The sequence below is a fragment of the Endozoicomonas sp. OPT23 genome (assembly GCF_009653635.1).
In the GTDB taxonomy this organism is placed as follows: domain Bacteria; phylum Pseudomonadota; class Gammaproteobacteria; order Pseudomonadales; family Endozoicomonadaceae; genus Endozoicomonas_A.
This window is the reverse complement of the sequence record NZ_PPFD01000002.1, coordinates 27478-42079: the sequence shown is the minus strand read 5'-3', so window position 1 is coordinate 42079 and position 14602 is coordinate 27478. Positions and strand designations below refer to the sequence as shown.

The window sequence follows — 14602 nt, the reverse complement described above, 5'->3', positions numbered from 1 at the left end:
TTCTGTAGATAGCCTAGTCCATTACTTGAAAGTAAAAATGTGGCGGTGGCTTTTATATTTATGGCAGCTGTTTCTGTCTCTATGACAGCAATAAAAAACAATTGTCATATTTTCGTCTTATTTCAGACATTTTCTATTCATGTTCTCTGTTTAACCTGAACTCCGCATTATTTCTTCAGGTTAAGCAGAGCACTGATGAGCAACAAAGTCATACTGATTATTCTGGACGGACTTAAATATGAGTCTGCCAGAGATTGCATGGGTTATATGCAGGCTCTCTGCCAGGGGCAGCAGGCCACACTGTACCAACTTGAATGTGAACTGCCTTCTCTGTCCCGCCCTCTGTATGAAGCAGTGCTTACCGGTACCCCACCCGTTCAGAGCGGAATTCTGCATAATCATGTATCACGTAACTCTACCCAGACCAGCATCTTCAGTCTGGCACGCGACGCTGGCCTGACAACAGCTGCAGCGGCTTATCACTGGGTCAGTGAACTCTATAACCGAACTCCCTATAACCCTGTTCGGGATCGTCACACCTCTGATAAGGAACAGTTGATTCAACACGGCTGCTTCTACCATCTTGATCACTACCCTGATGACCACCTGTTTCTTGACGCTGAATACCTTCGCCAAACATACGACCCTGACTTTCTGCTAATCCATCCCATGAATATTGACGACGCCGGCCATAAAGCGGGTGGCGACAGTTCACATTACCGCAACAAGGTTCGCCATACAGACGGGATTCTTTCTGACTTTATTCCTCAATGGCTAGAACAGGGATATCAGATTCTGGTTACGGCTGATCATGGAATGAACGGAGATAACAGTCATGGTGGCAACCTGCCAGAAGAGCGACAGATTCCACTGTTTGTTATGGGGCAGCACTTCAGCCACCAGCAACAGTGTCAGCCAAAGCAGACCGAACTTTGCGGAATCGCCTGCGAATTGCTGGGCATTAATAACCACGGAAAACCCGTCAGCGAAAAATTGCTGGCAACAAGTAAAAGCTAAAGCGCAGTTACTACTGGAATTTAATTAAAACAAAAAGGAACGCACCTATGTTTAGGCCTATGTCTTTATCTTCCCTGAAATACCTTGGCGCCATGACGCTGCTGGCAACAGCGGTATCGGCTCAAGCTTCCTGCCCTGCTGTTGCAGGCCCCGAAGCTGGCAGCAGTTTTCCTCACCTGTTTGAAAAAGCAGAACTGGAAGCCACCCATAACTGCTCCATGAAGTTCAGCGAAAACCCTGCTATTCAATCATTGAACAAACGTATTGCCGGCAACCCTGCACTGCCATCACTGAGCCAGCGTCTGCCAAGTGAACCGCTAGTGATTGCACCTTACCAGACCATTGGCCAATACGGCGGTGTACTGGATGGTATCTCCAAAGCAACAGAGTCCGGCACTTCAGACCTGCTATCTGTACGACACGTTAACCTGACTCGTTTCAGCGATGACCTGACCACTGTCGTACCTAACGTCGCCAAGTCCTGGGCATGGAATGAAGACTTTACTCAACTGACTATGACTCTGCGTAAAGGCCACAAGTGGTCCGACGGCGACGACTTCACCGCTGAAGACATTGCCTTCTGGTACAACCACCTGCTGATGGACAAGAACATCATCGAAAAACCAAAGGATCGTTTCCTGTCCGCTGGCAAGCCGATGAAAGTTGAAGCGCTGAATGACACCACTGTTCGCTTCTCTCTTAATGCGCCCATGCCAGCACTGGCGTCAATGTTTGCTCAGGATTACGCTCAGCCATTCCAGCCAAAACACCTGCTGGAGAAGTTCCACCCAAAGCTGAACAAGAACGCTGACAAGCTGGCTCAATCACTGGGCTTTGACAATGGTTATGCGGTTATCAACTTCTATTACGGCCAGTCTGACTGGAAGGACGTTCCTAGCCCTCTGCTGAAAGACAAGGCGGCATCCGACCGTCTGGTTAAGGCTGGATTCACCGCTATTGCTCCAACGCTTGAATCACACATTGTTGTAGAAGAAACACTGGAAGGTCGTCGCCTGGTTGCCAACCCTTACTTCTTCCAGACCGATACCGCGGGTAACCAGCTTCCTTATATCAACGAGATCAGTGAAGTCTTTATCGGCGATGAAGATATTCAGACCGCACGACTGATTTCCGGCGAGATTGATTACAAGACTCAGGCCGTCAACCTGCCTTCAGCGCCAGTACTGCTAGAGAACCGTAAAACAGGTAACTACCAGATCTCCCTGCGCCCAACAGTAGGCATGGCGACTTTTGCATTCAATATGACTGCCAAAGACAAGGAAAAAAGTGCACTGTTCAACAAGCACGACTTCCGTAAGGCCATGTCTGTAGCTATCGATCGTGACCGTATCAACGAAGTTGCTTACTTCAAGCTGGGTAAACCCACTCAATACACCGCATTTGATGGCGACACCACACCCTTTGTTACCAAACAGCAGAAGCAGAGCAACATCTCTTTTGACGCTGGTAAAGCTAAGAAACTGCTGGCACAGGCGGGCCTGAAAGACAGTGATGGTAACGGAACTCTCGAACTACCTTCAGGCAAGGAACTGAAGCTGACCATTCACTACACAACCCAGGGTATTCCTACCGAAGTGGCCGAGATTGTTTCAGCCAACTGGACCGACGTTGGTGTTAAAACCACCATCAAGGAAGTGACCAGTGATGAATACCGTAACGCTCAGTCAGCCAATGAGCTGGAAGTGCATAACTGGACCGCTGGCCGCCCACTGTCGAACATTGCCACCAATACCGAAACCCTGCTGCCACCGTACGACAGTTTCTTCGGCCTGCGTACCGGCCTGCTCTGGGCTCAGTATCGCGATTCCAATGGTGCAGAAGGCGTTAAGCCACCAGCCACCGTTGAAATGATGGAAAAACTGGCCAGCGAGTTTGTTCAGCTGCAGCCAGGCAGTTCCGAGTCCAACAAGGTGGGTCAGAAGATTGCCCAGCGCATGGTCGACGACCTGTTCATGATCGGTACTGTAAAAGCAGTAGCTCCGGTTTATCGCAGTAACAAGCTGGCTAACTTTGAAACACCAAAAACCAATTCCTACGAGTACTACCGTGCCTACCCTTATATGCCGACACAGTGGTTCCTAAAGGAAGACGGAAAACTGGCCAGTAACTGATCGCCAGCCACTCAAGAGCGGAGAGTTGAATGGCTCGCCGCTCTCTCTTTACAAGCTGATAAAGGAATGACTGGCTGACCATGCTGCTCGATACTCTTACTTCATTTTTAACCGATACCTGGCTGTTCTGGGTGCTGTTGAGCGTCGGAGGTCTTTTATTCTGGAAGGCCCGCAGCAGCCAGTATTTCCACTATATTCTTAACCGCTATATTCTTGCCCTGATCACCTTGTTACTGGTCAGTGGTATTGTTTTTTCCTTGATGGAAGTGCTTCCCGGTGATTGTGCCGAGAAGATCATGGCTTATAAAAATACTCAGGGCGAAAGCATCAGTCAGGCAGATATTGATGCCGAACGGGTACGACTTGGCCTTGATCAGCCCATGCCCGTGCGCTGGTTGAGCTGGGTCTCTGAGCTGACACTAAATGGCGATCTGGGCTATTCCTGCGCAAAACGCCAGTCAGTAAACCTGGCACTGGGTGATCGTTTCTGGATGAGTTTCTGGTTTTGTATCGCCGGACTCTTTTTTGCTTATCTGATTGCAGTGCCTTTTGGCATTCTTTCCGCTTTTGTTATCAACCAACCATGGCGTGACCACAATCCTCATAACAGCAAACTTCAGCGTGGTGTTAATACTCTGGGTCTGACCAGCAACAAACTGCTCGATTTATTGCTAAGAATGGTCAGCTATCTTGGTCTGGCTCTGCCCAACTTTCTTTTAGCTCTGACCATCATTCTTCTCTTTGTTTTCGCCGGTGAATCTGCCCCCGTTGGGCTTTTCTCTGACCAGTGGAAAAGCGAACCCTGGTTTGGTGATGCAGGCTTTCAAACAGGAAAGTTGACTGATTTTCTGGCTCACATCTGGCTGCCTATTTTTGTTATTGGCTGGGCTGCGACTGCTCTGCAACAACAAACGGTTCGTGCTCTGGTGGTTGATGAGTCCAACAAGCTTTATGTGGAAGCGGCGAGGGCTCGTGGTGTCTCCGGTGTTGCACTCTGGGTTAAATACCCGGTTCGTCACTCAATCAGCCCGCTCTTTAACAGTGTCGGATTTGATTTTCAGCGAGTCTTCAACGACCTCCCCATTGTCGCTGTTGTTATCGGCTTGACCGATGCCGCAGCACTCCTGATAGAAGCTCTGGCACTGACCAATGATCAGGAGCTTGCGGCTGCCATTCTGTTTCTGGTGGCTCTGGTTGTTATCAGCATGAACTTTATTACCGACAGTGTTCTCGCTGCCATAGATCCAAGAGTACGCAAAAGTGTACTGGCAGGAGGACAATAAGATGACCAGTTTGATTGCACGACTGAGAACGACCAAACAGCCAACAAACGACGATGCTTATTATACTGCTGGGCAGTTTGTTCTTATTAAAAACCGTTTTGCGCGTAAAACCAGTGGTGTTATTGCTGGCTGGCTGCTTTTTTCATTCCTTCTTCTTGGGTTTTTTGCACCTTTCTTTGCGCCCGTTGACCCAAGCATTCGCGGTGCCGATGCGAGCTATCAGCGAGGCGCCCCACAGGCCATAAAGTTCTGGGATGAAAATGGTTTTTCATTGCGACCGTTCGCTTATACCTACAACAAGCCAGAAGCCAAGCTGGATTTCTCGGCATTATTGTCTGCTGGAGGTGGACTGGATGCTCTTGATGCCATGACCGAAAGTGGTGCTCTGGATTCTTCAGAACAGAATCGATATGAAATACGCAGAGACCAGCGCCGCTACTTGCAGTTTCTCGTAAAAGGCTGGGAGTATCAGGTTATTGAAATCGAAGCATTAGGCATTGAGCTGCGCTGGAATCGCCACCTTTTTGGCATCGATAATGGCCAGATACATATCATGGGTACCGATGAAGATGGCAAGGATATCTTCAGCCGAACACTGCATGCTATCTGGGTTACTGTCAGCATTGCCATTGTTGCCCTGATCGTAAAACTGATGGTGTCACTGCTGATCGGTGGTACCAGTGGTTATTTTGGCGGTCGGGTTGATTCGATATTGATGAGCTTTACTGAAGCCGTTCGGGTTATTCCAGCCATTCCGGTCTATCTGGCTTGTGCAGTGATGTTGTCGAGTCTGGAAATTACGCCAACCCAGAGGTACTTCGCCATTGCCGTTATTATTGGCGCCCTTGATTTTGCCGCTCTGGGAAGACGACTAAGAACACATATTCTCACCGAGCGAAACCAGGACTATATACTTGCTGCACAACTCAGTGGCGCCAGCAGCGGTCGTATTATCTGGCGACATCTGGTGCCCAGTTTTTCCAGCTATATCATAGTCGATACCCTGATTAACTTTCCCTACGTCATTCTGGCTGAAACCAGTCTCAGTTTTCTGGGTCTCGGATTGACCGACCCAACCAACAGTCTTGGCGTATTGCTGCAAAAAGCGCAAGACCCCGATATTCAACAGAACATGGTCTGGCAGTTTTTTCCGGTACTGATCTTTGTGGTGTTGATTATGGCCTTTGTTTTTGTCGGTGACGCTCTTCGTGATGCTGCTGACCCTTATTCGGATCAGAAAAAATGACCATTAAAAACAACCAGCCTCTGTTAGCTATCAACAATCTGGGCATCGACTTTCATACCGATGAAGGGCAAGTCAGTGCCGTCAGGAACCTTAGTCTTGAACTTCAGCCCGGTGAGGTAATGGGGTTAGTCGGTGAGAGTGGCTCGGGTAAGTCCCTGACTGCCAAGAGCATTATGCGACTGACACCCGGTAATGCACTGACTCACAAGGACAGCAGCATTATTCTGAACCATGAGCAACATAATCTGGACATCCTGAAACTTCGCAATCGAGACCTTCACCTCGTTCGTGGCGGGCTGGTCTCCATGATATTTCAGGAGCCAATGGCGAGTTTTGCACCCGCTATTCGCCTGGGTGACCAGATCGTAGAAACCATGCAGATCCACCTTGGCTACAGTCGGCAGGAAGCACGAAGAAAAGGCATCGAACTGTTTGAAAGAGTGGGTATTCCTTTCGCAGAACAGCGTTTTGATCAATACGTTTTTGAACTGTCCGGCGGTATGCGACAGAGAGCCATGATTGCCGTAGCTTTGTCGACAAAACCTAAGCTGCTGATTGCTGATGAACCCACCACAGCACTTGATGTCACCATTCAGGCTCAGGTTCTTGATTTAATGCTGGAGTTGCGAGAACAGCTGGGAATGGCGATGATTTTTATCACCCATGACCTGGGCGTTGTTTCGAAGATTGCTGACCGGGTTACGGTTATGAAGCAGGGGGAATCTGTTGAATCCGGCACTGCAGATCGTGTTCTCTTTCAGCCTCAGCACAATTATACAAAGAAGCTGCTTGATGCGCTTCCACACCTTGATCAGTTGCCACCGACGCCTAAAGAAACACCTGAAGCACTTGTTAAAATAGACAAGCTCTCGATTCGCTACCCACTTTCTGGCGGAGGGCTTGGCAAATCAGAACACTTTACCGCTGTGGATAACATTTCCCTGAATCTGCCTGAAGGACAGATCATTGGCCTTGTCGGTGAAAGCGGCTCCGGTAAAACCTCTTTGGGCAAAGCCATTCTTGGAGCAGCTCCTGTCAGCAGTGGTCAGGTCAGTTTTACCGGTGATCAGCCTTTCAGCTTCAGTCACCCGAAACAGATAAAACGGAAAGAGTTTGCCAGGATTGCCCAACTGGTATTTCAGGACCCTTATTCCTCTCTGAACCCTCGTATGACTATCAGGGATATTCTTGCTGAACCCCTTGAAGCTTTGAAGCTAACCAGCAGCAAGGAAGAAACCAATCAAAAGGTTATAGAAATAGCCAAACGCTGCCACATCGAAGTTAATCATCTTCGACGTTTCCCCCATGCATTTTCTGGAGGTCAACGACAGAGAATCAGCATTGCCCGAGCACTGATCAGTAAGCCTAAATTTCTGGTAGCTGATGAGGCGGTGGCTGCACTGGATGTATCAATTCAGGCTGAAATTCTAACTCTATTGAAAGAACTCAGAGATGAGCTAGGCATAACCATACTGTTTATATCCCATGATCTCAGCGTTGTGGCTAATCTTTGTGATCATGTCTGTGTCATGAAACAGGGAAGGTTAATTGAACAGGGAAGCGTTCAGCAGATATTTAATCATCCACAACAGAGTTATACACAGAAGTTGATCAGAGCTATCCCTCTTCTGGAAAAGCCTGTTGATCGTTCAGTGACAACAACGGAAGAAGTTATGATTGCCTGAACCTTGATGAATGCTCAATCAGAGGAATCTGCAATTAAGAGGAGAGACGAACTTGACCAGCAACTGAAAATCAAAGCTCGTCATGAACAGGAGGGAGGTCGTTTGCACCGAAAATCTTACAAGCAAACTCTTTAATTTCACGCTCATTTGACATTTTAGTTGTCACATCCAGAATAACAGGAACCTCTGCATCTGCATGTCTTTGAAGGTTCCTGCCTGAACAAGGCATACTGAGCCCACTAAAGTTGGTTATATCAAATCGGAAAGCTTCACCTGTCCCCCAGTTACTGGTGAGCATCAACAGAGTTCTGCCACTCATTTTCGCTCTTGAATCAAGGTAATAAAGATTGTCTGTTTCAATAACTTTCTCTGATGCAATTTTCTCTGATGAAGCTTTCTCGGCGCCTGCCACTGGTTTTACCTGATTGACCAAGGTTATATTCATAAATTCTTCCCCTCCACATAGATAGGCGAAGTTCAGCAAACCAATTTCATTTTCAATTTTAGACACTGCTGAAGGAGTCTCGACTCTCTTTCTGACACTCACATTCGGAATAAACATGGCACAGTCATGTCTGGATTTTGAACAGGAACCTTTTTTTTCCTGTAAGTTAATAAACCCTATCTCTTTCTCCTTTTGAGACGGATTTGTTATCACTTCATTTCTGACAAAAAATACGGGAAAAGATAACTGTTCCTGTTCATCCAGAAACAGCTGATCAGGCTTAAGCAAGAGTTCAAACGTCCTGATATGCGTATCAACCCAATAGACACAGGTGACATGGTTAACAAGCTTTCCATCCTCCTGCGTTCTTTCCAGTAGTACTTCACGAAAGCTGATCCTCTTTCGTTCTGCTGCTGACCGCAAAACTGCAAAGGCACTGCTGAATGAAGCTGACATGCCTTGCCAGTGCTTAGGCATCCCCGGTAACAATTGAGTGCGGTAGGCTACAGCATCCTTATCAAATCGCAGCATTCCTTCAGGTGGGCATTGAAACTCCATCCCATAAGAAGCAATTGATGTAATGACAAGAGCAGTGAGTAAGCAGATTTTATTTATTAGCTTCACTAGCCAGCAACTCCAGAACAAAGCGAGTTAGGAGTTAGAAAGCTAGATCAGAACCGATAAATAGCAAGTTACTGATCTTCAATGACTGGAGGCACCCGCAGTATAAAAAGCTACGAGTACCCTTTGGTTAATATGATTTAAATCAGGCTTTATGGCGTGGCGGGGATATACAGATCAACCCAGACCAGACGGTGGTCTGAGGAAACACCTTTCCCCTGTCCTAGCTTTGGATCATCTACCAAATCCCGACCAGGCTCTCCTGTTGCTGGCCAGAACACACCACTTCTCATAACTGTTAAATTAGCTGAAGGGATAACATGATCGAGCCTCAAACCACTGGTTGAAGTGATTGTGTCACCATTGTTGCGTTGACAATTACGCTTACATACCGATGAACTTAAATACTCTTGGGCACCCTTGCTGGTTGGAATCAGTGATCCTGTTGTTACAGCTGTATTTACCTGCGGATTTTCAAGTAAGCCGAGAATGGTTTGCCTGTCACCATCTCCTTCATAAGGGTCTGCATTTAAATCACCAGCAACTACAAAATAGTCACCCTGTTTTAAACCTCCCTTCTCATCTGTCGTCGAGCCATTTGTTCCCTTAGGATCAGGAGCAAAGTAGTCTTTTGCCTTAATGTAATCATCCCAGAATTTAATTTCTGCACTGTTCCGTTTGTAGTTTCTCCTTGCACTTTCATCAAATACAGGCGGTGTTGGGTGAGAAACAAGCATGTGAATTTTTTTGAGAGTACTACTGCCCTGAGCTGGCACTTCTATAGCTAGGTCAATATGATTCTTTGACGACACCCTGAACTGCTCCCAGGCGCTATCAGAATACCAGGGGTCTCCACAATTTTTTCCTTCGGGTATTCTTTCAGGGCCATTACATAGGTCAATTACCGGATTTTCTGCACCAGGCATTGCTAGCCACTTAAAGGTCTGAAAGCTTTTGTAATCCGTAAAGGAGTAATTTGATGCGACTGCAAAAGCATATTGCCCATGATAGAAACCAAAGCCCCAACCATCACCTGGCAATGCCGGGGTTCCACCTTTGTTATCAAGATCAAAGGGCGAAAGTAAGCCAGTGTTTGTAGATACATTTTTGATGTGAGTGTAAGAAAAACTACCTACATCACTATTCTGAGTAAGGCTTAGGTAGTTATCTCGAAAATTAGTGAGCGCATCATTGTTACTGCCAGTACCTTTGTTATTAAACTCAGCCATCACCAGTATATCTGGTCTAGTGCGCTGAATAATTTCAGCTACATTCTGTATCTGAACTATGTTTTTTGCTTCCTGAATTTTAGTATCATCTGTCAGTTTGCCGTCTCTCCAGTCTTTAATCTTTCTATCCTGAGTCGTTCTGTTGTAGCCCATTTGCGTATTTAAATCAGAAAAGTTTTTTCTATCAAAGGAAAGATTAAATGTTGCTACTCGTAAAGCGGAAACATAAGGACCATGGAATGTTTCATACAATCCATCCGCCGCTTTGACCGTCACAGAGACCTCACCAAATTGTGTGACAGTCAAAGTTAGATCACAGGTTCCACCTGCAGGGATACTTCCAGTACACCCTGAAGCAGTGGCTCTTTCAGGAGTAATAGTCAGTGTATGTGCAATAGGTGCATTATTTTTTACTTGCAAAGTAATCAGATCTTTTGGCTTAAAACGATCTGGCTGAGTTGCAGGACTCAACGACACTTCCAGAACATCGGCACTCGCACTGAGTGATAGAGCAGCCAGCGAGCCCGTCAGTAATTTTCTTAACAACATGGGTCAGCACCTAAAATCGATAGTTCAGGCTAAACATAAGATTGTGAGCGGTTAAATCATCAGTCTCATACTTCTGCGAAAACGGAGCATTTTCTGCCTTACTTTCAGCCTTACCGTTATTCACGTACAGATAGTAAACAGATGCCGAGAGTTCCGGGGTAAACTCATACTCCACACCCCCACCTAACTGCCAGGCAAACGCCGTTTTGGTTTCATTTTTGAAGTCAGGTTTGGGCGAGCGCTCTGAAGGGCTGATTCGACTGTACTCATAGCTGCTGAATTTATTCCAGGCGGCACCCACACCACCTGTCACGAAGCCTTTAAATTGTTCCTGAATGGGAATCTCAAAGCTGCCTTCCAACATGAGTCGATAGCTCATAATGCTGAATTTATAGTTAAAGTCTCTCAGACTCCCTTTTCCGTACTGGTCTATATAGCCTTTATAGTCATGCTCAGACTGGCCATAAAAACCAATACCGATGCCCAGTGCACCATCCTCCACAGGCAACTTTATTCCGGCACTGACACCATATTGAAAACCATTCTCGTCTCTTGAGCTGGCACTGAACCGGTCAAAGTTTCCATTACCATAACTAAGAGTTTTATCCTTCCCCTCAGAATACCAACCCACGCCTCCATGGAGTTTCAGGTATTTCTCACCGGCCAGAATATCCGACGCCGGAAGCTTACTCGTATAAAAACCAACTACTGACAATAGTGCTGCCGTGTAGACAGCATTCCGCTTGGTTGGGGTGATCAACTTCATGAAACACCTGTAGACTGTCTTGTAATAGAGCTCTGAATTGAGCGAGGGATGTGAGAGTGACTTCTGATCAATCTATTGAAATGTATACCAGCAAATCAAGGTCTGCTGATTTTATTTTTAATAAACGACATCAGGAGTTCTAGTTTTTGAAGCAGAATTCAGGCAGGTATATTTTAAAAATGGAATTCAGGAAAGAAGTGTAAGGCTGGTGAACATATAATCTCTCATGCTCCAAATACGATTGAAGCATGAGAGGAAGAACGATTAGCTGGCCATATCGTCAAAGAACTTCTTTACACCTTCAAAGAAGGAACTCTTCTTTGGAGACTGCTTGTGCTCACCTTCTTCAGCGAAAGTGTCTTTCAGTTCCTGCATCAGCTCTCTCTGACGCTCTGTCAGCTTAACCGGAGTTTCAACAACCACACGACACATCAGGTCACCACGACTGCCGCCACGAACAGGCGTTACACCCTTATCGCGCAGACGGAACAGCTTGCCGGTCTGGGTTTCCTTTGGAATTTTCAGCTTAACGCGGCCGTCCAGAGTCGGAACTTCCAGCTCGCCACCAATAGCCGCATCAACGAAAGTAATCGGAACTTCACAGTACAGGTGCTTGCCGTCACGCTGGAAGATCGGGTGATCCGCAACACTGACCTGAACGTACAGATCGCCAGCTGGGCCACCGTTCACGCCTGCTTCACCTTCGCCACCCAGACGAATGCGATCGCCTGTATCAACTCCAGTCGGAATCTTGACGGACAGCGTCTTATATTCCTGGATACGACCTTCACCGTGACAGTCACGGCAAGGGTCTTTAATCATCTTGCCGGTACCGCGACATTCAGGACAAGCCTGCTGCACAGAGAAGAAGCCCTGCTGCATACGCACCTGACCATGGCCGGCACAGGTTGTACACGTGGTTGCGGAAGTACCTTTCTTGGCACCGGAACCGTCACAAGGCTTACAAGCCACCAGCGTAGGAATCTTGATCTTTTTGGTCGTGCCTTTAACGGCTTCTTCCAGACTCAGTTCCAGCTGATAGCGCAGGTCTGCACCACGCTGAACAGAACTGTGGGAGCGACCACCGCCGCCCTGACCACCAAAAATGTCTCCGAAGACATCACCAAAGATATCGCCAAAACCACCTTGCTGACCACCGAAACCACCGTGTCCGCCGCCCATGTTCGGATCAACACCGGCATGGCCGTATTGGTCATAAGCACCGCGTTTCTGGTCGTCAGACAGGACTTCAAAAGCTTCGTTCACTTCCTTGAACTTTTCTTCGGTGTCCTCACCGTCAGTATTACGATCAGGGTGATACTTCATAGCCATACGACGATAGGCTTTTTTGATTTCCTTGTCCGAGGCGCCTTTGCTGACACCAAGTACTTCGTAATAGTCACGTTTTGACATGAGTAACACCCTGTGAGCCAGCGCACTGCGCCCAACCCAAAAAAATTCTTAACCGCTTTTACACACCGGGAAAACTCCCGAGCAGGTTCTTTTATCTCTTACACGACAACGCGGGACCAATGCCCCGCGCTGTAAGAACTTAAAACTTATCCGCTATGGGGAGCAGTTTTACTTCTTCTCTTCTTTAACTTCTTCGAACTCGGCGTCTACAGCGTCGTCGGCTGCAGAAGAACCTGCGTCCTGAGCCTGAGCACCTTCAGCACCTGGCTGTTGCTGCTGGGCTTCAGCGTACATTTTCTCAACCAGACCCTGAGAAGCTTCGGACAGCGCCTTGGACTTCTCTTCAATAGCGTCCTTGTCGTCGCCCTTCAGAACTTCTTCCAGAGCAGCGATAGCGGCATTGATAGAAGTCTTCTCTTCTTCAGTGGCCTTGTCGCCTGCTTCTTCCAGAGTCTTCTTGGTAGCGTGTACCAGCTGGTCACCGGCGTTACGGGCAGCAGCAAGTTCTTCGAACTTCTTGTCTTCCGCAGCGTTGGCTTCGGCGTCCTGTACCATTTGATCGATTTCGTCGTCAGACAGACCGGAAGAGGCCTTGATCACGATGGACTGTTCTTTGCCGGTTGCCTTGTCTTTAGCAGACACGTTCAGGATACCGTTGGCGTCCAGGTCGAAGGATACTTCGATCTGAGGCATGCCACGTGGTGCAGGAGGAATGTCCGCCAGGTCAAAACGACCCAGAGATTTGTTCGCTGCAGCCTGCTTACGCTCACCCTGACATACGTGGATGGTTACCGCAGTCTGGTTGTCGTCAGCTGTAGAGAAAGTCTGGGACTTCTTGGTTGGGATAGTGGTGTTCTTCTCGATCAGAGAAGTCATCACGCCGCCCATGGTTTCGATACCCAGAGTCAGAGGTGTTACGTCCAGCAGCAGTACGTCTTTAACGTCGCCGGCCAGTACACCACCCTGGATGGAAGCACCCATGGCAACCGCTTCGTCAGGGTTAACGTCCTTACGAGCTTCCTTACCAAAGAATTCAGCAACTTTTTCCTGAACCATTGGCATACGAGTCTGACCACCTACCAGGATGATCTCGTCGATTTCAGACAGGTCCAGATCGGAATCCTTAACCGCCATACGGCAAGGTTCCAGAGAGCGGGCAACCAGGTCTTCAACCAGAGATTCCAGCTTGGCACGGGTTACTTTAACGTTCAGGTGCTTAGGACCGGTCGCATCTGCAGTGATGTACGGCAGGTTAACGTCGGTCTGCTGAGCAGAAGACAGTTCGATCTTGGCTTTTTCAGCAGCTTCTTTCAGACGCTGCATGGCCAGTGCGTCACCTTTAAGGTCGATGCCCTGGTCCTTTTTGAATTCTTCAGCCAGGTAGTCGATCATGCGCATGTCGAAATCTTCACCACCCAGGAAAGTATCACCGTTGGTAGCCAGTACTTCGAACTGGTGCTCGCCGTCTACGTCAGCGATTTCAATGATGGAGATATCGAAAGTACCACCACCCAGGTCATAAACAGCGATGGTCTGGTCGCCCTGCTTCTTGTCCATGCCGTAGGCCAGAGCAGCAGCAGTTGGCTCGTTGATGATACGCTTAACGTCCAGACCGGCAATACGGCCAGCGTCTTTGGTCGCCTGACGCTGAGCGTCGTTGAAGTAAGCCGGAACAGTTACAACTGCTTCGGTTACAGACTCGCCGAGGTAGTCTTCAGCGGTCTTCTTCATCTTCTTCAGGATTTCAGCAGAGATCTGTGGTGGCGCTTTTTTCTCGCCCTTGATCTCAACCCATGCGTCGCCGTTGTCGGCTTCAGCAATCTTGTATGGAACCATCTCAATGTCTTTCTGAACGACATTGTCTTTAAAACGACGACCGATCAGACGCTTGATGGCAAACAGGGTGTTGTCCGGGTTAGTAACTGCCTGACGCTTGGCTGGCTGACCTACCAGAATCTCGCCATCATCAGTAAATGCAACGATGGAAGGAGTTGTACGACCGCCTTCTGCGTTTTCCAGGACCTTGCTTTCTTCGCCGTCCCGAATAGCCACACAGCTGTTGGTTGTACCCAGGTCAATACCGATTACTTTACCCATTTTATGTCTCTCCGTTGCTCTGCCATGCAGAGCGATAATCTTGTTAGCGCGTCCGGAGTCTGTTGTTCTTTCCGGACTTTTTCAGCCTTTGACTGCTATATGGGATCGCCCATTTTTGT

At 47.9% G+C, this 14602-nt stretch carries 10 protein-coding genes; 5 read left to right on the top strand and 5 right to left on the bottom strand.

Translation table 11 applies throughout. The annotated features are described in order from the left end of the window. Positions 1-195: 195 nt before the first annotated feature. The 5 genes from EOPP23_RS02085 to EOPP23_RS21680 all read left to right on the top strand — a co-directional run bounded on the left by EOPP23_RS02085 (position 196) and on the right by EOPP23_RS21680 (position 7363). Positions 196-1017: an alkaline phosphatase family protein gene (locus EOPP23_RS02085; RefSeq protein ID WP_153764336.1), complete on the top strand. Its 822-nt coding sequence runs from the start codon at positions 196-198 to the stop codon at positions 1015-1017. A 47-nt stretch (positions 1018-1064) separates the two neighbouring features. Continuing rightward, positions 1065-3149 carry an ABC transporter substrate-binding protein gene (locus EOPP23_RS02080; RefSeq protein WP_228550535.1) on the top strand — a complete coding sequence of 695 codons (2085 nt, stop codon included), beginning with the start codon at positions 1065-1067 and terminating at the stop codon, positions 3147-3149. Positions 3150-3229: 80 nt separating this feature from the next. Further along, positions 3230-4432, top strand: a complete 1203-nt coding sequence (locus EOPP23_RS02075) for an ABC transporter permease (RefSeq protein ID WP_153764335.1) — start codon at positions 3230-3232, stop codon at positions 4430-4432. A gap of 1 nt (position 4433) precedes the next feature. After that, complete coding sequence (locus EOPP23_RS02070) at positions 4434-5678, top strand: ABC transporter permease (RefSeq protein WP_153764334.1); 1245 nt, start codon at positions 4434-4436, stop codon at positions 5676-5678. Then, positions 5675-7363, top strand: a complete 1689-nt coding sequence (locus EOPP23_RS21680; RefSeq protein WP_153764333.1) for an ABC transporter ATP-binding protein — start codon at positions 5675-5677, stop codon at positions 7361-7363. The genes EOPP23_RS02070 and EOPP23_RS21680 overlap by 4 nt, the downstream gene beginning before the upstream one ends. Before the next feature lie 70 nt (positions 7364-7433). Here EOPP23_RS21680 and EOPP23_RS02060 read toward each other — a convergent pair whose 3' ends face one another. The 5 genes from EOPP23_RS02060 to dnaK form a co-directional block, all read right to left on the bottom strand. Next, positions 7434-7874, bottom strand: coding sequence for a hypothetical protein (locus EOPP23_RS02060; protein WP_153764332.1), 441 nt, complete (start codon positions 7872-7874; stop codon positions 7434-7436). A 707-nt stretch (positions 7875-8581) separates the two neighbouring features. Beyond that, entirely contained in the window at positions 8582-10207 is a 1626-nt protein-coding gene (locus tag EOPP23_RS02055) for an endonuclease/exonuclease/phosphatase family protein (protein WP_194842460.1), read from the bottom strand. A gap of 10 nt (positions 10208-10217) precedes the next feature. Then, positions 10218-10973: an outer membrane protein gene (locus EOPP23_RS02050; protein ID WP_153764331.1), complete on the bottom strand. Its 756-nt coding sequence runs from the start codon at positions 10971-10973 to the stop codon at positions 10218-10220. A 264-nt stretch (positions 10974-11237) separates the two neighbouring features. Then, positions 11238-12386: a molecular chaperone DnaJ gene (gene dnaJ / locus EOPP23_RS02045; protein ID WP_153764330.1), complete on the bottom strand. Its 1149-nt coding sequence runs from the start codon at positions 12384-12386 to the stop codon at positions 11238-11240. Positions 12387-12554: 168 nt separating this feature from the next. Then, positions 12555-14513 (bottom strand): molecular chaperone DnaK, encoded by a 1959-nt coding sequence (dnaK, locus tag EOPP23_RS02040; RefSeq protein ID WP_228550576.1) that lies wholly within the window; start codon positions 14511-14513, stop codon positions 12555-12557. Between the last annotated feature and the right edge of the window lie 89 nt (positions 14514-14602).

Bases quoted from the DNA above. Each gene is read 5' to 3' on its own strand.
- EOPP23_RS02085 (WP_153764336.1), top strand. From the start codon at position 196: ATGAGCAACAAAGTCATACTGATTATTCTGGACGGACTTAAATATGAG.
- EOPP23_RS02080 (WP_228550535.1), top strand. From the start codon at position 1,065: ATGTTTAGGCCTATGTCTTTATCTTCCCTGAAATACCTTGGCGCCATG.
- EOPP23_RS02050 (WP_153764331.1), bottom strand. From the start codon at position 10,973: ATGAAGTTGATCACCCCAACCAAGCGGAATGCTGTCTACACGGCAGCA.
- EOPP23_RS21680 (WP_153764333.1), top strand. From the start codon at position 5,675: ATGACCATTAAAAACAACCAGCCTCTGTTAGCTATCAACAATCTGGGC.
- dnaJ (WP_153764330.1), bottom strand. From the start codon at position 12,386: ATGTCAAAACGTGACTATTACGAAGTACTTGGTGTCAGCAAAGGCGCC.
- EOPP23_RS02070 (WP_153764334.1), top strand. From the start codon at position 4,434: ATGACCAGTTTGATTGCACGACTGAGAACGACCAAACAGCCAACAAAC.
- EOPP23_RS02075 (WP_153764335.1), top strand. From the start codon at position 3,230: ATGCTGCTCGATACTCTTACTTCATTTTTAACCGATACCTGGCTGTTC.
- EOPP23_RS02055 (WP_194842460.1), bottom strand. From the start codon at position 10,207: ATGTTGTTAAGAAAATTACTGACGGGCTCGCTGGCTGCTCTATCACTC.